Origin of the sequence: Peribacillus sp. RS7, assembly GCF_041956845.1 — a bacterium.
In the GTDB taxonomy this organism is placed as follows: Bacteria; Bacillota; Bacilli; order Bacillales; family DSM-1321; genus Peribacillus.
Window position 1 is genome coordinate 2,993,250 of sequence record NZ_CP168135.1, and the last position, 21,679, is coordinate 3,014,928.

Below are 21,679 nucleotides of genomic sequence, written 5' to 3' on the forward strand. Positions count from 1 at the left end.
CTAATGCTTCCCTAAAACTTTAAAATCACTTACAAAATTATCAGCAAAATAATAGCCAAGTTCATTAAATTCGCTATATAAATGAGTGATACAAACAGGTTCACCTTCTCCTTGGACAAAGACCTCGAACTTTCCACGGCTTGTTTCAACCATTTGTCGTTTCCACATAAAAACACCCCATCTTTTTTATTTTTAATAAGGTTATGTCCAGTCCTTATAAACATTCTTGTGCTATCCTGTTCCTTAATATCTAAAAGTTAACAAGAATACCATAAGGGTAAAATCGTTTTTACTGGTCTTTATTACCATATTTTATCAAAAACTATGAAGATCAGAGTGAATTATTTGAAAATTAACCACTTATCGGATAATCTTACACAATAATAGTTACTAAAAGTCAGCTCAATAAAGCGGTTAACAGGAGGAATTCAAATGAATACAATAAAAACTAAAATGTTTGAACCTGTAACAATAGGTGCATGGAACTTAAGAACAAGAACGGCAATGGCTCCTATGACACGGTCGTTTGCTGATAACGAAACCGGTGTTGTAAATGACCTGACCGTAGAATATTACCGAAAACGGGCTCAAGATGGAATCGGACTTATCATTACTGAAGGTGTAGTGATTTCACCAAGAGCAAAGGGCAATCCTGGAGTTCCAGGAATATATACACAAGAGCAAATCAACGGGTGGAAAAAAGTAACGGAAGCTGTACACGCTGAAGGCGGAACGATCATAGCGCAAATCTGGCATGTTGGCCGTGCAAGCCACCATGAAATTGCAGGAGGACTTCCTCCGCAGGCTCCTTCTCCTATCGCTGCTGAAGGAAAGGTTTCACGATTCGGAAAACCTTTTGATACTCCTGAAGAAATGACAGAGACGGATATTGAAGAAGTGGTGAACCAATATAAACAAGCTGCTAAGAATGCGATGGATGCTGGCTTTGACGGCGTTGAAATTCATGGTGCACACGGCTACTTAATAGACCAGTTCAATTCCGACACTTCCAATAAAAGGACCGATCGGTACGGTGGTAATTTAAAACAGCGTCTGACCTTTATGAAGGAAGTGCTAAAAGCGGTTATTGATGCGGTTGGAGTGGATCGTACCCTTATTCGTTTCTCAGCTTTGAAAATTGACCAGCCGTCTTACATGTGGGAAGATCCTGAAACAGCGATCCAAACATTTATTGAAGCGTTTAAAGAAACAGGAGTCACAATGATCCACCCGTCCACGATGGAATTCACCAAACCGATTGCAAGAGGATTAACCATGCATGAATTGGTACGCAGCCACTGGGATGGAATAATAGTTGGAGTGGGGGGGCTTGATCCTGAAACAGCAGAAGCGGCACTGGAAAAAGGCATCATTGATGTTGCGGCAATCGGACGTCCGCTTATCGCCAACCCGGATTATCTGACACGAATTAAGCAGGATGAAAAACTTGTTGATTACGAGGCAAAGAAACATTTAGGGCAACTGATTTAATAGAGAAAAAACAAAGCCTTTCTTAAGAGGCCAGTGCACCGAAGTAACCATTCATTTTTTCTCTCAATTAACTGATGCGATTCTTCATTAAGAAGGGTCGCCTTTTCTTATGGAACTAAAAGTGGTGAATAGAGATATGTATTTGGTAAGCTTACTGGTCATTTTAATAAATAAGGTGAGGAAACGGGTATATCAATGGAATGAATCATGGTTATCGGAGTGTCCGCGGGTGTCGGAAAATCAACTTTTGCAAGAAGGCTTGGAGATAACAGATCATCTGTGGGGTGGGGGGATAAGCTGAAAAAGGACAACTTCAACAAGGGGTGAAGACTCTCCAAAGCGAGATTGAATTCAAATATATATTATTTGGAGTAGCATCATCATTCATAAATGAAAAGGATATTGAGGTTCTATGTTTCTAACAAAACATATTATTCTAGAGTTTCGACATTATATTGACAATAATATAGTTACTCTTTAGAATTGAAAATGATTCTCAATATGGTACTGGAGGCACCAATGTTATGTCAAAAAGAAGAAGCAGCAAACAAGTGTTATTTATATCTGCCATCGTTTTAATTTTATCAACGCTTTTACTTGGATGTACAAATGAATCAAAAGAAAATTCAACTTCAAATAAAGACAGTAAAGACATGCTTACTTTTGCTTGGCCTAGAGATATAGGTGAAATGAATCCGCATGTCTATAATCCTTCTCAATTATTCGCTCAATCGATGGTATATGAACCTTTGGTTAGCTACCAAGATGGAGGCGAGCTGAAACCACATTTAGCTGAATCTTGGGAAATTTCCAAGGATGGGAAGGAATATACGTTCAACCTGCGTCAAGATGTGAAATTTTCTGACGGTACAAGCTTTAATGCTGAAATTGTGAAAAAGAACTTTGATGCTATATTGAAGAATGTTGATTTACATAGTTGGTTGGGCTTTATTCCGAAAGTGGATCAAACGGAGGTAATTGACCAAAACACGTTTAAACTAACATTAAAGGAGCCATATTATCCTACTATTCAAGAGTTAGCCGTCGTTCGTCCAGTCCGTTTCTTAGGTGATGCTGGATTCCCTAAAGATGGTGACACTTCAAAAGGCGTTACAAAACCAGTCGGTACAGGTCCATGGATTTTGGAAGAATATAAAGCAGATGAATATGCTATTTTCAAACGCAATGAAAATTATTGGGGTGAGCTCCCTAAAGTAAAGAAAATCAAAGTCAAGATCATTCCTGATGCTGAAACCCGAGTTCTTGCTTTTGAAAAAGGAGACCTAGACCTTATTTATGGTGAAGGGGTTATCAGTCTAGATTCGTTCAAACAATTAGAAACAACAGGTACCTATGAGACTAGTATTTCTGAGCCGGTTGCGACAAGACAACTAGTTATGAATACGAAGAAAGAACAGCTTTCAGATTTACGTGTTCGTCAGGCGTTACAATATGGATTTAATAAAAAAGCAATGGTTGAAGGAGTTACTTCTGGGTTGGAAGAGAAGGCAGATTTTATTTTACCGACAAACTTCCCGTATACTTCAGACATTGATGTAACAGCGATTGATTATAATGTTGAAAAAGCACAAGCTTTATTAGATGAAGCAGGATGGAAGCTGCCAAAAGGAAAAAACGTTCGTGAGAAAGACGGAAAACCACTTGAAATCGAGTTAATGTACGACTCTGCAGAATCGATTCAAAAAGCAATGGCCGAAACATTACAATCTGAGTGGGCGGCACTGGGTGTTAAATTAAATATCGTTGGAGTTGAGCTTACGGTACAAATTCAAAGATTCAAAGCTAATGAATTTGAATTGAATTTCTTTAGTAACTATGGCGCACCCTATGATCCTCATACTTTCGTAAACATCGTTGGTTCAGAAGGATTTGGATTTAACGAAGCCATTTCATCTTATCCGAACAAAGATAAGTTGTTAAAACAAATTGCTGATGTTCCTAGAACAACAGATGAAAAAGAACGTCAAGAACTTTACTCGACTATTTTGGAATCACTGCAAGACCAAGGAGCTATTGTACCTATTTCTTATATTAAGAAAATAGCTGTTTATCAAAAAGATGTATCAAATTTCACATTCCCTGCTAACCGGGATGAACATCCATTCACAGGAATTAGCATCGAGTAGTAAGATACAGGAGGGCTTTCATGGGAACTTATATCTTGAAACGAATTATTGCCATCATTCCCATCTTTCTTTTGGTCACTCTTCTAACGTTTGGAATGATTCACCTTTCACCCGTGGACCCAGCTGAGGCATATTTATCTGCAGCACATATCCAATCTACAGATGAGATATTGGCTCAGAAAAGACATGAGTTTGGCTTAGATCAACCCCTCCATGTTCAATATGTAAACTCTATCATTAAGATATGCCAATTTGATTTTGGCATATCTTATGTTTCAAATAAACCTGTTTGGGACGAGGTTACATATCGAATGCCAGCGACCATTCAGTTAGCTTTAGGTAGCATCATATTAGCGGTCCTGGTCAGTGTCCCTCTTGGATTTTTGGCAGGCATAAAGAAAAACAGTGGTATTGACCATTTTAGTCGAATTCTCTCTTTTTTCGGGGCATCCATCCCTTCTTTTTGGCTTGGTTATTTATTGATTTTTTTCTTTTCTGTTAAACTCGACCTATTCCCTGTTGAAGGAATCGGAACTTTGCAACATCTGGTTCTCCCTTCCGTTACTTTAGCTTTGCCATTAATAGCCTTGTATACTCGATTGTTACGCGCCAGTGTTCTTGAAAATTTACAGGAACCTTATATCCTTTTTGCTCGTACAAGAGGGATTCATGAAAAAGTGATTATGGGAAAACATGTATTGAGAATAGCCATATCTCCTATGATTACTGGACTAGGGATGAATTTAGGAAAGCTACTGACTGGAACCATTATCGTCGAAGCGGTCTTTTCCTGGCCAGGATTTGGTCGTTATTTTATTGAAGCTATTTTTAATCGGGATGTTCCTGTCATTCAATGCTATGTGCTTTTAGCAGCGGGACTATTCATTTTTAGCAACTTGATTGTTGACCTTATTCAAATGTGCATCGACCCACGCATCTCCAGAAAAGGAGGGCAACGTCAATGATAACAAGTCTTCGCATTATGATGAGAAGTCAGAAAGTGATTGTCCTTTGTTCGATAATATTGAGTTTCCTATTTATCATAACCATCTTGGCTCCTTGGATTGCACCTAATGATCCCATTGCTGTCAATTTAGCTAATAAACTACAGCCCTCTTCCTTTGAGTATCCATTGGGAACTGATCATTTAGGGAGATGCACGTTATCACGCATCTTATATGGAGCTCGCATTTCGTTAGGATTTGCCACATTAATCTTTATTTCATCTTTAGGCATCGGTTTGATTGTTGGAACCATTGCTGGTTATAAAGGTGGATGGGTGGACCAGGTGCTAATGAGACTTTGTGATGGTGTTATGGCATTTCCGAATCTTTTGCTCATTCTTGGACTTGTTGGCATATTGGGACCTGGCCTTAAACAGGTCATCTTAGCATTGATGCTTGTGCAATGGGTGTATTATGCGAGAATTTTCCGAGGAATGGTACTTAGTCTGAAAGAACAAAACTATATTGCGGCAGCTAAAATAAGCGGTTCTTCTCAATGGAAGATAATAAAGAAACATATTGTTCCAAATGTTCTCCCTCCGCTAGCTGTTATGGGTACATTGGAAATGGGTTGGGCCATCATGGATATATCCGCCATGTCGTTTCTAGGTTTAGGTGTGCAACCCCCTACTCCAGAATGGGGAGCAATGATTCATGAGGGGAAATCGTATATCCGGACGAATCCAGAATTAATGCTATATCCAGGTTTGATGATTATGCTCGTTGTCGTCACCTTCAATTTATTAGGCGAAGCGCTATCAGAACGTTTTGGAGTCAAACGTCGTTAATAAAAAGGAATGAGAAGATTGAGAACAGAACGGTCGAATGTATTAAAAGTGAGCGATCTACATGTACAGGTACAAACAAAAGATGGTGCTTCCACCCTCGTTCAGGATATTAATTTTGAACTGGAAAAAGGGAAGGTACTGGGGCTTGTTGGGGAAAGTGGGAGTGGTAAAACCGTTACGAGTATGTCCATTCTGCAGCTTCTTGATCGGAAAACAACGACGATTGAAGGAAGCATTACCCTCCAAGGACGAGAATTGAATGGTTTAGACGATAAAGAAATACGTGAAATTCGTGGCAAGGATATTGCCTTCATTATGCAAAATCCGATGAATTCATTTACGCCTGTTTTTACAATCGGCAATCAATTTATCGAAACGATTAGGTCACATACCTCATTGAATAAAAAACAAGCAAAAGAGCTTGCCATCGATGCGATGCAGAATGTAAACCTGCCAGATCCCGCGAAACTATTAAAAAGCTATCCTTTTCAATTGAGTGGAGGTATGCTTCAACGCGTGATGATTGCGGTGGCAGCATGTTTAAATCCTTCCGTTATTATTGCTGATGAGCCGACAACTGCACTCGACGTTCATAACCAATTACAAGTACTTCGCCACTTGGATAAAATTCGTTCTGAATATGGAACATCCATTTTACTCATTTCTCATGATCTGGGAGTCATTTCTGAAATGGCAGATGATGTAGTGGTTATGCAACATGGCAGAATTGTAGAAACTGCAAATGTATTTGAATTATTTGATAATCCACAGCATGAGTATACAAAGAAACTGCTAAATGCCCGCCTTATATTAAATCATGAAGAACCTATCACCCATATGTTGTGATATATAAATTGCATTCTTTTGAGGGGTGAACAAATGAGTTTATTACAAGTAAAAGCAGTAACTCATAGCTATAATTCTCATGCTTTTTTAAAATGGAAAGACCATTCAAAAAAAGTACTCACTGACATTTCCCTCTCTATTGACGAAGGAACATGTTTAGGACTACTTGGGACGAGTGGAGCTGGAAAAAGCACATTAGGAAAAGTGATTCTTGGCTTAGAACGTCCACAGCAAGGACAAGTTCTGTTTCAAGGGCATGATATTTATACTGCTGATAAGCTTATTCGAAAAAAGATACGCCGAGATCTACAAGTCGTCTTTCAAGATTCGTATTCATCTGTCAATCCACGAATGACAGCCGAGCATATTATAGGCGAGCCATTAGAAAACTATGAAAAACTAACCGTAGCCGAACAAAAAAGAACCGTTATTGAGTTATTGGAAAGAGTAGGCCTGAGTGAGAAGGATTTGAAAAAATATCCACACCAATTTAGCGGTGGACAATTGCAAAGAATTAATATTGCTAGAGCAATCTCTCTTAAGCCAAGGCTAATCGTCTTAGACGAATCCGTAAGTAGTCTAGATATGGTTAATCAAACTATAATTTTAGAATTATTAAGTGAGTTAAAAAAAGACTTCGGCTTATCTTATCTTTTTATTACACATGATATTAAAGCGGCCTATTCAATCGCTGATACTTTGGGTGTACTGGAAAAAGGAGAATTAATCGAGCTTTACGATTCTAAAAATCAGTTTTTTTCGTCAGAACATCCTGTCGTCAAACAGATGAGAGGTTCTATCCTTGCTGAGCATCCACGTTTTCGTTCTCTTCCGACGAGGATTAACAAGACCTAGTCTAGAATTTATATTTATTGATTGGAAGGCCTCGATTTCAGTTGAAAATCGAGGCTCTTGTTTGTAAAAATGGATTATATGTGCTGGAATTCAAAAGTAGTTGTGGATCATTTGAATAGCTTATACAACGTATTTTTCCTTCATGTTGCATGATAAAATGGTATAAGAGGGAAAAGCCGGCGTAGGTGTGAATACAGCTATATATTTCATTTCTATCATACTTTTCTTTTTTTGCTTCTGATATGATCAAGAGTAACAAAACAACTATTAAACAGGAATCAATATAAATTGAGCAAAAGTTAGATAGCAGAAGAATTAGCATTACACTAACATGACTTACGTTAAACCAGGATATTCTACAAAGAACAATGAATATATTACAGATGATAAAGGAAGTCGATTACTGGATGTATAAAATCGGACTAGTCGGTCTAGAAACTTCTATAGAACAAATTTTAGTTTTGGCAGAAGAATATAAACATGAGTTGGAATTCATCTCATTGCCTTATGTAAAGACCGCAGAGGTGGATAATATTGTAAAAGAATATGATTCTCACGTACATGCATGGCTTTTTTCTGGTCCACTTCCCTATGAAATTGCAAAAAAAACACTAGGTACAGATAAAATAATGGTCCATGTTCCTGCTACGGAATCAGGTTTTTATAAATCCTTTTTAGAGTTGATCTACGAACAAGGGAAAATCATTGAGCATCTAAGTATCGACACTATGTCCTCAAATAATATTAGCGAAGAAGCTTTGTCACAGTTGAATATAAAAACCAAAAAGATTTATACGAAAGTGTTTGAGACAGATGCTGATACGGATGAATTGGTTCATTTTCACTTGAATTTATGGAATGAGGGAAAGACAGAAGGCGCTTTTTCTTGTTTTCCGTCTGTGTGTGAAGTTTTAAGGGAATATGGCATTCCAGCCTACCGTATGTCGATGAGTAAGATGGAAGTGCGGCAAACGCTTCGAATTCTTTCTGAAAAAGTAAAGACTTCCTACTTTAAGGATACACAAATCGGAGTGGAGATCATTGAAGTTGAACACTTTGACAAAGTGGCAGAGGAAATGAAAACTCCTTATCATTTACAGTACTTGGAGCTTCGGCTAAAAGAGATGTTAATTAAACTTGGTGAAAAAATAAATGGTTCCTTTTCAGAGAAAGGGAATGGAAGATACATGATCTTTAGTTCTCGCGGCGCAATTGAACGAGAAATCATTACGCTCGAAGATACCATTCAAAGATTGGCTTTTGAAGCAGATACAACCGTTGCCGTTGGTATTGGCTTCGGCGAAACTGCCTATTCGGCGGAAATTAATGCTTTTCGTGCTATTCAACATTCAAAAGAGATGAAGAAGCGTGAAATTGTGATTATTCAAGATGATGGTAAGATTATCGAATCACCAGGCAAAAAGAAAGAACTGCAATATGCTGCCCGGACGCATAATAAACTCCTTATCGAAAAGTTAAAAAAGGGGAATATCAGTGTTAAAACGTATAAAAAGATATCGGCTCTCGTTCAAAGAATGGGCTGGAGTGAGTTTACAACAAAGGAATTAGCGACACATCTTGAGATGACAGAGCGCAATGTACGGCGTATTGTTGCGGATATGTGCGAAGTTGATTTGGCACAATGCATTGGTGAAGAGGCTAACGCCACCCGTGGAAGGCCGAGTAAAATTCATCGATTATTATAAATTAAAGGCACCCATAATTTGGGTGCTTTTTTATTTCTACTTCATGTCGCATATCAAAGTATTGAAAAATTCAACAATTGGATTCAGTGCGAAAAAAACGGTTTGGAATTTTCAAAAAATATTGAAATAAAAACCGCGTGAGATTATAATCTATTTAAGGAATTTTTTCCTTAAACTATCCTAAATTAATGGTTGTTATGTAAATTGAATGAAAAAGGGGTTGAAGTGGGTGTCTCAAACGATGATGTTTCATGATTTAATCGAGACTGTTAAAGATGAAGTGATTGCTTGGAGAAGATATTTACATAAGCATCCGGAGCTGTCTTTTCAGGAGGGAAAAACAGCACAATTTGTTTATGAAACGCTACAAACTTTTGGTGAATTAGAAATTTCACGTCCGACAAAAACGAGTATAATGGCTCGTTTGATTGGCCGGCAGCCTGGGAAGGTTATTGCACTGCGGGCAGATATGGATGCGCTTCCAATTGGAGAAGAGAATGATTTTGACTTTGTGTCACTGAATTCAGGAGTGATGCATGCTTGCGGACATGACGGACATACGGCGATGCTGCTTGGCACGGCAAAGATTCTTACCCAGTTAAAGGATCAAATAAAAGGGGAGGTACGTTTTTTATTTCAACATGCTGAGGAACTGCCGCCGGGTGGAGCCCGAGAGATGGTGGAGGCCGGTGTGCTTGATGGAGTAGATATGATCATTGGCACTCATCTCTTGTCGACTCTTCCTTTAGGGAAAATTGGTTTGAGTTACGGTCCGATGATGGCTGGAGCTGATACTTTTAACATTACCGTAGTGGGTAAGGGAGGGCATGCCTCACAGCCCGAACTAACCATTGATCCCATAGCAATTGGAACTCAGGTGGTATCAAATCTCCAGCACATTGTTTCGAGATATCAAGATGCACAGGACGCTCTTGTTATTTCAGTGACTCAGTTCCATGCGGGAAGTGCGATTAATGTTATTCCAAGTAGTGTAAGCATTGGAGGCTCCGTTCGAAGCTTTAATCCGGAACTGAGGGAAAAGATTCCAACCTTTATGGAACGGATTGTAAAAGGAATTACTGAAGCGCATGGAGCTACTTATGAAATCGATTATCAGTTCGGTTATGCTCCTACCATTAATGATGAAGACGTAACTCGATTGATGGACGAAACGGTCTGTGAAGTATTTGGTGAAGAGAGTCGAGAGATTTTAAAGCCAATTATGGGAAGTGAAGACTTCTCTGCTTTTCAAAAAGTAGTTCCGGGATCTTATATTGTAATAGGAGCTCGTAATGAAGAAAAAGGGATTATTCATCCTCACCATCATCCCCAATTCACTTTCGATGAACAGGCTTTACAATATGGGGTGAAGTTATTTGTTCACGGGACTTTTAAAGTGTTAAATCTATCATACTAGGGGGTTGAGCGTATGAAAAAAATATATTGGCTCGGAATTATCCCGTTTCTTGGCTTTATTGTAGGCGCTTTGTTTACAAATAAAGTGACTCCCTATGTACTTGGAATGCCATTTTTTCACTTTTGGATTGTACTCTGGTCTGTGCTAACCACAGGTATTATGGGGATTATCTATCTATTTGATCCTGCTAATCAGGAGGGAGATTCAAAATGAATATTGCCGTGTTTTTCATCCTGTTTTTTTTCGTCATTTCTGTTTTGATTGGTATTCAGGCTAAAAAAGGGAAAGAAATGAACTTAGAGCAATGGTCGGTTGGAGGACGCGGAATGGGAACCCTACTGATTTTCCTCTTGTCCGCAGGTGAAATGTATACTACCTTTACCTTTTTAGGGGCAAGTGGTTCGGCTTATGGGGAAGGGGGGTCCATCTTTAGTATCGTATCATACGGCTGCCTGGCAACAGTCATCTCCTACTGGACATTTCCTGCTATCTGGAGGTATGCAAAGAAACACCGATTAGTTTCCCAATCTGATTTTTTTGTAAAAAAATATCAAAGTCCTTATCTTGGTGTGCTTGTTGCGGTTATTGGTGTTATAGCTTGTACTTGCTACTTAGTCCTGCAATTGAAGGGGTTAGGGTATATCGTTTCTGCAACATCATATGGCGCAATCTCCTCTACAGCTGCCATTTGGGTTGGAGCAATTGGTGTAACCATTTTTGTAATGGTCTCCGGTATTAACGGTTCTGCCAGGACAGCTATTTTGAAGGACATTCTGATTCTTGGCATCGTCGTATTTTTAGGAGTTTATTTCCCTCTTCATTATTATGGAGGTATTCAACCTATGTATGAGGCCATTGAAAGTGCAAAGCCGAACTATACCATACTTCCGGATAAAGGAATGAGCGTTTCGTGGTATATATCAACCGTTATATTAAGTTCGATTGGATTTTATATGTGGCCGCACGGGTTTTCTCCTATTTATGCCGCCTCTAGCGAAAAAGCTTTAAGAAAAAATGCAATCCTAATGCCAATGTACCAATTGATTTTGTTGTTTGCCTTTTTTGTCGGATTTGCAGCTATCTTACAGACGCCTGGATTAAAAGGCAGCGAAGCCGATCTTATCTTGCTGCAACTTTCTAAACAGGATTTTGATCCATGGTTTGTGGGCTTAATTGGTGGAACTGGCGTGTTAGCCGCTTTAGTGCCAAGCTCTATGCTGTTGATGTCAATATCAACATTGCTCGCAAAAAATGTATATAGCGTATTCACTCCATCAGCAACGGAAAATCAGATTGCAAAACTGGTTAAATACTTGGTTCCGCTAATTTCGCTCGTAGGGATTTACTTGACCTTTAAAGGTGGAAATTCCCTCTTTAGTCTCGCTTTAATCGCCTATAATTTTATCACACAACTTGCTCCTGCCTTTTTCGCAAGTTTGATGAGAAAGAATTTTGTAACCAAACAAGGAGCATTCGCCGGGATTATAACAGGAGGCGTGCTAGTCTCTATTATGGAACTAGGGAACATAAAAATTGGTCAACTGTTTCCTTATCTTCCTCAAGCAATTAAAGACCTGAATGTAGGAATTATCGCGCTATTTGTTAACATTGCAGTATTAGTGGTGGTTAGTCGGATGACAAGAAACATTACTTATACTCATAAGGATAATGATGTTTTGGAGACAAAAACAGTATAGCACAAGGTTTTAATACAAAATGAATCGAATAGCCAATCAACATGAATACTAACTATTCAAGAGTAATTAACATCAGATAAGTTTATGAAAACCGACCGTTCTCCACAATTTGGGGGCAGTTTTGTAGGGGTATATTTACAGTTCGGATAACGCTGATTATGTAGACTGATACAGAATGGGACTTTTTTGAAATCAAAGGGTGTCCAGTGCACATGGTAATTCAGCGAGTCTCCCTTTTTGGTGAGAATCCATGGGAACCAAATTAATCATCAACTTGAAGGAAATAAATCATTTAGATCGCTTTCTAAACAATAACAAAGAAGATTATCTATAAATGAAACAAACCGGTCTGAATTTGGCCGGTTTGTTTCATCTAATTACTCTGTTTTAGAGCTCTGATCTTTATTTCTTTTATTTCCTTTACTGTTGTCACCACTAACAGGAACTTGTCCATGTAATTGCGGTGAATTTTGATTACGGCTGCCTTTATTAAATTTTTTTGTCATGTCTCACATCTCCTTTCTTTTTTCAAATACAGTTTGTCCCTTTTTGATGAACTTATGTTTTTCAATTGAAAAGTACATCTTTATCCAAGTGATATTCAAACCATTGTTTCAAAGATAAAAACCGAAAATTACCCTCCAGGATATGGGCATATCGTTTATGTTGATGAATTTGAACAGAGTGGCGACATTCTATGATATGTAATTTGCATCTAAAATTTTACTAAAGGGGGGTAGTAGTAAGCTGAACCAGGGGGATTTTTAAGTTATTAGTAAGCGTTGCAGATCGTACTCAAAGAGTTAGTACAACAAGTAGAAAACATGAACCGTGAGTTGCAGTGTGGAAACACACTTCTTCCACACTATTTCACGGCCAGTAAGCGGTAGTCCAATAGGGATGATGGGTAGAATTATTTCCTGTTGAAAAAAGGGGCTCAGCTGCATTTCTAGTCAGGTTGTTTAGACTAGAGTCACAGCAGGGCTGAGTCAAATTATTAAAACGCTAGTCGGATTTCCAAGCTTATTGATCTGGATCCAGCAAAGAGATTGTCATTTCGCCCTTGAGGGATCGTACATACAAAGCGTGAAAAATGGCTGTTTTGACTGTTGAAAGTTTTGACTTTGGAGATGAAATAAAATTATCGTTAGGGAATGTTCGGAACTAGAGGATCTTTTATCATAAGTTTTTCAAGAGGTTTTAATTACATAAATCGCTACTTTATTTTTAATAAGCTTGCAGTAGTAGTTTGTAGTTCTGAAAAAAAGAACAGTATATACAGATAAATGGTTTCAAAGATACATGTAGTGTTCTTTTTTAAAGCATGTATAAACATTTGCATAATGATCTTTCCTTTCTTAATGTAATTTCATCAATTATACTAATGATTTTATACAATATCTCCCACTTTATTAGATTACCTAACAGTGTTTTTTTTTGAAGTGGATTTTGTTGAAAAGGGATCGTTCGCCAAGGTGAATATCATCATGTAAATGAAGGAGGGCTATTTTTAGTGGACAATATTTTCAACAATTACCTCGATAGAATATATTTTTATTTTTGGAATGATGTGTTGCTTCGGCATTAAATGACCTGACAACAAACGGTCTGTATAGCTCAAGACTACAGTCCATGAGTCCTGCACAGCCTTGCCGAAAGAGATATCAATTTCCCCAACCTATCGGAAACTAACTGAGAAAAAATAAGTAGAAAGTCGCAATAAGCGCTTTGCTCCCAAAAATTAATAATGCTGGGCCGAAAGGTGTATTCTTCAGTTCTCTTGGTTTTAATCATTTACTCCGTAAGGTCAATAAAGGATGTTCCTTACACTCTGGAACTTCGCATATTCAAAGAAGTAGAAAAAGTCGATTCCTGATTGAATTAGAAGACTTACTTAATCACATATAAAAGTAATTTAGCTCACTAATCATTTCCTTGTACTCTCTCGATATTTCTAAAAAGCCTCAGTTATTTACAAGGCATTCAATTACCTTAAAGCGGGCTTCATGAAACACCAAAATAACTTTTTTCTCATTTTTCCTTTTTATTCATTGTAACAATGCCATGCCCTATGTTTAGAAAAGGACGAATAATGACATTGACCTGTTATAAAAGCATTCTTAGCTCTTTTGTGAGTGGTAATGAGTAAGAAGATTCATTTTTATAACATTCATTGAATTCTGAAAATTCACGTGTTAAAATTTGGTAGCACCCGCAATCATTTCATGTATTTACATATTAATAGGGCCCTATTATTCAGAAGATTGCTAGATTTTTTTCGCATCTAGACTTTAGTGATTTACTGCGTAAAAATAAAATCAATAGGAGTGGAGCTTAGTTAATGGATGTAAATACTAAAGCAAGTACGAAGAATAAATTAAAAGTTGATTATGTGTTTACAGGTGCAGAGAATCAACTTCTTACAAATAAATTTTTGGATTTAAAAAGTAATCCCTATGAAGATTACACTTCCTTTCGTTCAGAGATTGAAAACATTGTTGAAAACGATGATGAATTACAAGAGATTGTGGAAAAAATAAAAGCTGCGGGCGATAGGGTTTGGAAGGAAGAACCATATTTATACCTACAAAACTGTCCTATAGATAATGATGTTCCTATTTTTGACCATGAATCACCAGTTCAATCAAAAAGAGAGCTTAAAAAAACATATGTTGGGGAAGGTTTTCTTCAATTCTATGCTCAAGTCATGGAAATGCCAGCTATTGGATATATAAATGTAAACGATGGTGATGTCTTTCAAGATATCTATCCAATGAAATCTTTATCAGAAACACAATCACAAAAGGCACTGGTAGCTTTAGGATTTCATAAAGACTTAGCAAATCATTTCGTTCGACCTGATTTTGTGAATATGTTATCAATGAGGGCCTATGAAGGAAATCAAATTTTTACAACATTCGTCAAAAATATTGATTTAATTCAGAAACTTGATCCTTCTGATTTAAGTTTAATGCGTCAAGAACTATTCTATACACCTTTTGATGATTTATCGACATATGGTAATCGTACTGAATTGGGGCGTGCAAAAAATCACGCTATCCTATTAAATGAAGAAGAATTTGATATAGCATATTTTGAGAATCGGACAGTTGGTCTTACAGAAGAAGCCCAGGAAGTCGTAGATAAAATAAAAGTTTTACTGCATGAATTGAAGGCTCCACACCTACTAAAAGCAGGTGAATTTATCTCCTTGTCAAACAATCATTCTATTCATGGTAAGGATGTTGAAGAAATCACGGATGTGGAAAAGCAAAGAGCTCGTTGGATAATGAAAACCGTTAATTTGTGGAATTTAGATAAATACAAAGAGCACTATGTAGATGGTACAGACTGCATTGTAAATGGATAAATAATAGATCTGTCGGGAGCTAACTCCCGACAGGTTTATTTACTCTAATAGCTTTAAATTTAAAATACATACTAAAGTAACCCAAAGGAGGACAGCGTTATTGATCTACCAATACGCTAAATTATTATGAATAATAGGTTTCTTCAAAGTACTTTTGAACATATGGTAACTATATATCCAAATAACATTGCAATAAAAGATAGAGATATTGTTATAACATTTAAAGAATTAGATGATTGGGCAAATGCTCTTGCCCATTTGCTTGTAAAGAAGGGTATTAACGAGGGAGACCGTGTTGCTATTGCATCAGAAAAATCCATTTCATTAATAGCTGCCATGCTTGCAACTCTAAAAGCTGGAGCTGCCTATGTACCACTTGATCCATCTTATCCATTAGAAAGACTGAGATATTGTATTGAAAAAGCAGAAGTTAATATAGTAATGACTGACGGTTCTGTTCCAGATTTAACCTTTAATCGAAGTTCAATAGATTTAAGAGAGCATGCTAAAATTAGAGCGGAAAATCCTCCAATAGTTCTAATTAATAATGAAACACCAGCCTATATCATTTTCACATCGGGTTCTACCGGACGACCAAAAGGTGTAGTTATCCCGCATCGTGCCATTGTCAATCATATGCTATGGATGCAAAAAGAATTTTCTTGGACAAAAGATGATGTTTTTTTACAAAAAACTGCATCGGGATTCGATGCTTCCGTTTGGGAGATATTTGCACCACTATCGTCGGGTGCCACTATGGTTATTGGTTCATCCAACCCATTTGAAATTGCAACTGATATCAAAAGTAATAAAGTAACAGTTGTACAGTTTGTACCAACTGTACTTAAATTATTGTCAGAACTAGAATTATTATCTGGTTTTACATCTTTACGTCTTTTGTTTTGTGGTGGAGAATCATTGCAAACATCATTAGTAAAGAAAATCCAAACGAAATTACCAATACCGATTATAAATTTATATGGTCCTACTGAAGCAGCTATTGATACTACTTATAGAGTTTGTTTGCCAGATGAAAATCATCTTTTTAGAGAAATTGATTTGGGACAGCCAATCGATAATGCTTCAGTACATGTTGTGGATGAAGAGTTGAATATATTAGGTACTGGTTGCGAAGGAGAACTACTGATTTCCGGTGAAGGTCTAGCGTTGGGGTATTTTGGTCTTCCTGATGTTACAAAAGAGAGGTTCGTTATATGTCCTTCTACAGGTCAATTGTCTTACCTCACTGGAGATCTTGTTTATATTAGAGAAGATGGTAATTACGAATTTCGAGGACGTAAAGATTTACAAATAAAGTTAAGAGGCCTTCGTATAGAACTTGGTGAAATTGAAGAAACCATACGAGAAGTTTCTTTCGTAAAAGACATAGTTGTAGAGGTTCGTGAAGAAGTTGAAGAACAATGGCTTGTAGCTTATATACGTTGTGATTCTAAATCTTGGGATGAGACTGAGTTAAGAAGCTATATTGAAAAACGTTTGCCTTCATATATGATTCCTAATTTTTTTGTTCAGATGGATGTTTTCCCTTATTTAGAGAATGGGAAAACGAATCGACGAGAATTATCTTTAATACCTTTTAGAAGTAATAATGATTTTGACGGAATTCATGATAAATGGGAGCAAGTTATTGCGAATATTTGGGAAGATGTCATAGGGGGAAAAGTTAATTCTGCTACAACTACATTTGCCTCAGTAGGAGGACATTCATTACTAGCGATACGACTCGCAAACCTTCTTTCCGCTGAGTTTCAGATATCGTTAACACATGGATTTGTCTTTTTGTATCCAACAATTCGAAAACAAGCAGATTATCTGAAAAAGAATATTTTAAAGAATGGCAAGAATACTGTAGTACCTAAGAAACTGGACAAGATAAAACAAAAATTTGATGCTAATCTTGAAGCTCCATTATCTTTGGGACAACAGGGGATACTATTCTTTGAACAAGAAGAAGGAGCATCTCAATATCATATAGCGTTTCTGTTGAACTTTGAAAAAGGTAAAACTACAAAAATAGAAAAAGCAATTTCCTATTTACGAAGAAGACATCCAATTTTATCATCACGAATTATTTTAACTGACAATGGTGAATATATACAGAAATATGATGGTTCATTGAATTCTGGAATAATTAAATATTCAGTTACGGAAGCAGACTTAAGCAAAGTAATTCAAACTGAAGCAGAAAGGAAATTTGATTTCAATAAGGGAGGATTTCGTGCGGTAGTATTTAGTACTGACAAGGCGGATTATTTATTATTAACTTTCCATCATCTAATAGTTGATGGTTGGTCATCTCAATTATTTGTAGACGAGTTACATGAACTTATTGAAAATGATTTAGTGGAGAACAAGGAAATGAATCCTGCATTCTTCCAATTTGCATATAATCAAAATTCAATGGATTTTAGTAATGGTCTTAAGTTTTGGAAGGAGTATCTAGAACAGGTTCCAAATAAATCAAGATTCTCAACAAGAATGATGAAGGGTAGTACCCAAACAATAAATGGAAAACATATAAAGTTTTCATTACCAAAAGAACTAGAGCAAAAGATACTTTCTTTTAGTCAGAATACTTCAATTACAGAATTCTCCATTCATCTAGCAATGGCAGCTTATGTTCTTGCTAGATTGAGTGGTCAACGAGATATCTGCATTGGGGTACCGGTAGCCAATAGAACCTACGAACAGGATTTTGAAGCGATTGGAAATTATGTTAATGTTGTACCGTTTAGAATGAAATTTACTGAGGATGCTACATTAAAAAGTATTTCTGAAAAGATTACACAGGATTATGCAGAGATAATAAAATATGAGCATATTCCAATTGAAAGAATTATTCCGTCTGTTCTAAAGAGTAGAAATAGTGACTATCGTCCACTATTTCAAGTTATGTTTGTATATAATAGATTTTTGAAAAAGCAACCGTATACTCAATTTAAAATGGAATCGGTATTAAGTGATACTTCTAAATGCGATCTTAGTTTTATCATAGAACATGATGGAGAGAATTCAACTTTCACTATAGAATACTGTAACGACTTATTTACGGAAAATGCGATCTCAGAAGTGAAGCAAGAATGGATCTCTCAAATGCAAAAAATAGCTGATGAAACAATTAAATTTGAAATCCAAGAAAATAGTATTGAAACTACAACGATGGAAAATGACAAAATCTATCATGCAGATAAAGAAACTTTAATAAAAGTTCAAAACGTGTGGAAGGATATCTTCAGAAACTCAGACCACAATTTAGATAGTAACTTTTTTGAAATAGGTGGCCATTCATTATTAGCCATGAAATTTATTGCTCAACTAAATAAGAAATTTGAGCTAACTTTGCCAGTATCCATTGTATTTGATTATCCCACTATACAAGGAATAGCTCATGTAATAACAAACTCCATTAAACCTAATGGCGTAGTACACGTCTCACCAGCTGTGAACCGTCAAAAAATATGGTTTATCCACCCTGCTGGCGGAGCACTTTGGTGTTATAAAGAAATGGCTACGGAATTAAATGAAATGTTTGACGTATGGGGAATCGAAAGTGCTGAGATTCCTGAAAGTGATAAATTTGAAGATAATTTATTAAATATGGCTAAACGATATGCTGCTTATATTTTATCTGTTCAACATGAAGGGCCATATTATATTACGGGTTATTCGTTTGGGGGGAATGTGGCTTATGAAATAGCTCGTTCTTTTGAGGCTGAAGGAAGGGACGTTGGTTTGTTAACATTATTAGACTGTCATTTCAGTAAAGCTCGTGAGTTCGACAAAATGGAGTTTGTTAATTCATATGCATTAAAGTTTACAAATGGCGCAAATGATAAGTTTAATCCAGATGAGTTATCCCTTATGGACAAAGAAGAACTATTAGAATTTCTTTTAAACTTAGGAAAAGAAGGCGGTCATCTCCATATGGACGCAGAAATTGAGGATGTAAAGAGTGGCTTGGGAATTTGGGAAGCAAATAATATCGCTATTCATCGCTACAATATATCAGGATCTTTTTATGGTAAAGTTCTGTTTATACGAGCTGAAGAAAATGAGCATGATACCACTGTAGGTTGGGAAGATTACTTGGCAGGAGAACTAACCGTGCGCTCAGTTCCAGCTCAACATTTTACGATCTATAAATCTCCAAATGCTGAAAATGTTGCTCAAATTATTATGGAACAAGTTGCTTCTATAAGATATGTATAAATTTAAGGAAAAAGGGTTTTTAGAATGAAAAAAAATCAAATACGTTGGAGACTTTTCGCTGAGGGTATTCAAAACACTTTATTTTATATGCTCTTTCCATTTATTGTTTTATATTTAAACGATACTTGGAACCCTTACTTAGCATCTGTTGGTTTAGCTGTAATTTCAGTATTGGGTGTAATTTCAGGAATTTGGGGTGGGATCTTTGCCGATAGGGTAGGAAGAAGACCTATGATGATATCTTCAAGTATAGGTTTTCTAGTTGCTACTATATTATTTATCATTGGAAGAATAGTTGGAAGTAATTTAATGGTATTTGGTAGCTTCGGTTTAATGAGTATAGCTTATTCTTCATATTTACCTGCAGGAAGAGCTTATATATCTGATTGGCTCGATGAAAAGGAACAAAAAAAAGCTTATGTATTAACCTATCAGATATTTAATGTTGCGGTGACGCTTGGTCCTCTTATAGGAAGTTTTATATTTGATTCCATGCCTATTTGGTTTATCGGTACATCCTTGGTATCTGTTCTGACTTTAGTATATATATCACTATGGCAAACTCCAGAATTTCAGGTTAATAGAAAATTAGGTAATGAAGAAAGTATGGATTCGAATGGTAAGTTTACAAAAGCAGTAGTCCTTATAGGAAAAGATAAACGTCTTTTAATTTTTGTTGTTGCTAGTGTATTTGCAGCTCAAGCTTTCATGCAGTTAGAAATATTGCTTCCTTCCACTTTACTGGATAGTTTAACTAAAAGTACATCAATATTTGGTTTTTCAATTAATGCTTCTCAAAACTATGCTTCATTGTTAATGACGAATGGCATTTTGGTAATTATTTTAGGTAGCATGGCTGCTAGACTATCTTCAAAGTATAGTACCCGCTTTGGGTTTGTAGGTTCCAGTATATTGTATGCTTTCTCAATGGTTATCTTTGGTTTTTCTCAAAACTATATAGGTTTTTTTATAGGAGTTTTAATCCTTACAGTAGCTGAATTACTTGTTGTTAGTACACAGGATTCTTACATTGCTGGTATTGCACCTGCTAACCAAAGAGCACAGTACTTTGCTGCTGCAAATATTCGATATTCAATAAGTCGAATATTTGCTCCACAGTTACTAGCACTTGTACCATTGATTCGACATGAGGGAGCTTTTCTGGTTGCTGCTTTTTCTTCCTTAATAAGCGCTTGTTTATTTTTCATGCTCTTTCAAAAAAGGATATTAGCTTATAATTCAAAAGTGGGACAGAGTATCACGGAGAAAATATAAAACAAAAGGCAGAATTACTGCCTTTTGTTTTTTTATTTCTACATAGTTATATAAGGTTATTTAAAGTGCTTTTAGCCCATTTATTAAACTAGTCAATTTTATAATATCGATATTATCCGGGAATTCTAAATGATCTTCATTTCTGTTATTAATACAAACACTTATGGGATACCCAGGGCTAAGATGATACGACTTAAAAAGATAGTTAGACGTATCTCCAATTTTTACACCTAGTGTTTTTAGTTTTAAAATTTCCTCTGTTGGTATTTCTAAACTATATTGATTATTTCCATTCAAGATTGAAAAAGTATTTGGGGAAACCAAAAACCCCGTACCTATACACTTTAACCAGCTTTCCTTCAGCGTCCACATTTTAAAGAAAATATCGATTTGTTTAGCTTTGGGTAATTTAATGAAATAGCTAAATTCTTTACTGCTAAAAGTACTTTTGGTAATTTCATGGATGTTAAAATCTTTGACCTCTTCTATATCAACACCTATGGGATCCTTATGAATGCCAACAACAACCCAATCACCTGAATGGGTAATATTAAAGTGAATTCTTCCTCCTACTAGATTGGGTTTCCCATGTTTATCTAAAATAAAGTGGATATTTTGAAATGGTTTTCTTAAAATGTCACTTATGAACCACTTTGCTAATAGCTCTCCAAATAAAGAACGGTATTTATCATTTTTCTTTTGTAATTTCTGTATGCTTAATCGTCTTTGTTTAGGTAACAAATGGAGCATTTCTTCATAAGTATTTTCATTCAAATTAATTGGTAATTTTAGTGCTAAAATCTTCATTGTTGATCTCCTTATTTACCTAATACCGGAGGCACGAGGATCATTT

16 protein-coding genes are annotated in these 21,679 nt (G+C 36.4%); 13 read left to right on the forward strand and 3 right to left on the reverse strand.

Annotated features, from left to right (window positions below; translation table 11 throughout):
• Positions 1-168: a hypothetical protein gene (locus tag ACDZ29_RS15075; RefSeq protein WP_375088063.1), complete on the reverse strand. Its 168-nt coding sequence runs from the start codon at positions 166-168 to the stop codon at positions 1-3.
• 264 nt (positions 169-432) lie between these two features.
• Between ACDZ29_RS15075 and ACDZ29_RS15080 the strand changes: the two genes are divergently transcribed.
• The 10 genes from ACDZ29_RS15080 (at position 433) to ACDZ29_RS15125 (ending at position 11,951) form a co-directional block, all read left to right on the forward strand.
• On the forward strand, positions 433-1,491 hold the full coding sequence (locus ACDZ29_RS15080) for an alkene reductase (protein WP_375088064.1): 1,059 nt from the start codon (positions 433-435) through the stop codon (positions 1,489-1,491).
• 524 nt (positions 1,492-2,015) lie between these two features.
• Positions 2,016-3,638: a nickel ABC transporter substrate-binding protein gene (gene nikA, locus ACDZ29_RS15085; RefSeq protein WP_375088065.1), complete on the forward strand. Its 1,623-nt coding sequence runs from the start codon at positions 2,016-2,018 to the stop codon at positions 3,636-3,638.
• 20 nt (positions 3,639-3,658) lie between these two features.
• On the forward strand, positions 3,659-4,603 hold the full coding sequence (gene nikB, locus ACDZ29_RS15090) for a nickel ABC transporter permease subunit NikB (RefSeq protein WP_375088066.1): 945 nt from the start codon (positions 3,659-3,661) through the stop codon (positions 4,601-4,603).
• Positions 4,600-5,430, forward strand: a complete 831-nt coding sequence (nikC, locus tag ACDZ29_RS15095) for a nickel ABC transporter permease subunit NikC (protein WP_289323841.1) — start codon at positions 4,600-4,602, stop codon at positions 5,428-5,430. The genes nikB and nikC overlap by 4 nt, the downstream gene beginning before the upstream one ends.
• An 18-nt stretch (positions 5,431-5,448) precedes the next feature.
• Positions 5,449-6,276 carry a nickel import ATP-binding protein NikD gene (nikD, locus tag ACDZ29_RS15100; protein WP_289327233.1) on the forward strand — a complete coding sequence of 276 codons (828 nt, stop codon included), beginning with the start codon at positions 5,449-5,451 and terminating at the stop codon, positions 6,274-6,276.
• A gap of 33 nt (positions 6,277-6,309) precedes the next feature.
• Entirely contained in the window at positions 6,310-7,131 is an 822-nt protein-coding gene (gene nikE / locus ACDZ29_RS15105; protein WP_375088067.1) for a nickel import ATP-binding protein NikE, read from the forward strand.
• Between the two features lie 407 nt (positions 7,132-7,538).
• Positions 7,539-8,837 (forward strand): hypothetical protein, encoded by a 1,299-nt coding sequence (locus ACDZ29_RS15110; protein ID WP_375091144.1) that lies wholly within the window; start codon positions 7,539-7,541, stop codon positions 8,835-8,837.
• A 241-nt stretch (positions 8,838-9,078) separates the two neighbouring features.
• On the forward strand, positions 9,079-10,254 hold the full coding sequence (locus ACDZ29_RS15115) for a M20 family metallopeptidase (protein ID WP_375091145.1): 1,176 nt from the start codon (positions 9,079-9,081) through the stop codon (positions 10,252-10,254).
• A gap of 12 nt (positions 10,255-10,266) precedes the next feature.
• Positions 10,267-10,467, forward strand: a complete 201-nt coding sequence (locus tag ACDZ29_RS15120; protein WP_289317800.1) for a DUF3311 domain-containing protein — start codon at positions 10,267-10,269, stop codon at positions 10,465-10,467.
• The gene (locus ACDZ29_RS15125) at positions 10,464-11,951 is read left to right on the forward strand and encodes a sodium:solute symporter (RefSeq protein WP_375088068.1); all 1,488 of its coding nucleotides are present in this window, start codon (positions 10,464-10,466) and stop codon (positions 11,949-11,951) included. Before ACDZ29_RS15120 ends, ACDZ29_RS15125 begins: the two co-directional genes overlap by 4 nt.
• 377 nt (positions 11,952-12,328) lie before the next feature.
• Here ACDZ29_RS15125 and ACDZ29_RS15130 read toward each other — a convergent pair whose 3' ends face one another.
• Entirely contained in the window at positions 12,329-12,457 is a 129-nt protein-coding gene (locus tag ACDZ29_RS15130; RefSeq protein ID WP_340887998.1) for a hypothetical protein, read from the reverse strand.
• Positions 12,458-14,292: 1,835 nt separating this feature from the next.
• Here ACDZ29_RS15130 and ACDZ29_RS15135 point away from each other — a divergent pair.
• The 3 genes from ACDZ29_RS15135 to ACDZ29_RS15145 all read left to right on the forward strand — a co-directional run bounded on the left by ACDZ29_RS15135 (position 14,293) and on the right by ACDZ29_RS15145 (position 20,826).
• Complete coding sequence (locus ACDZ29_RS15135; protein WP_375088069.1) at positions 14,293-15,321, forward strand: hypothetical protein; 1,029 nt, start codon at positions 14,293-14,295, stop codon at positions 15,319-15,321.
• Between the two features lie 126 nt (positions 15,322-15,447).
• On the forward strand, positions 15,448-19,551 hold the full coding sequence (locus tag ACDZ29_RS15140; protein WP_375088070.1) for an amino acid adenylation domain-containing protein: 4,104 nt from the start codon (positions 15,448-15,450) through the stop codon (positions 19,549-19,551).
• Between the two features lie 24 nt (positions 19,552-19,575).
• Complete coding sequence (locus tag ACDZ29_RS15145) at positions 19,576-20,826, forward strand: MFS transporter (RefSeq protein ID WP_375088071.1); 1,251 nt, start codon at positions 19,576-19,578, stop codon at positions 20,824-20,826.
• 60 nt (positions 20,827-20,886) lie between these two features.
• Here the strand turns inward: ACDZ29_RS15145 and ACDZ29_RS15150 are convergent, their stop codons facing one another.
• The gene (locus tag ACDZ29_RS15150) at positions 20,887-21,633 is read right to left on the reverse strand and encodes a 4'-phosphopantetheinyl transferase family protein (protein ID WP_375088072.1); all 747 of its coding nucleotides are present in this window, start codon (positions 21,631-21,633) and stop codon (positions 20,887-20,889) included.
• Positions 21,634-21,679: the final 46 nt, after the last annotated feature.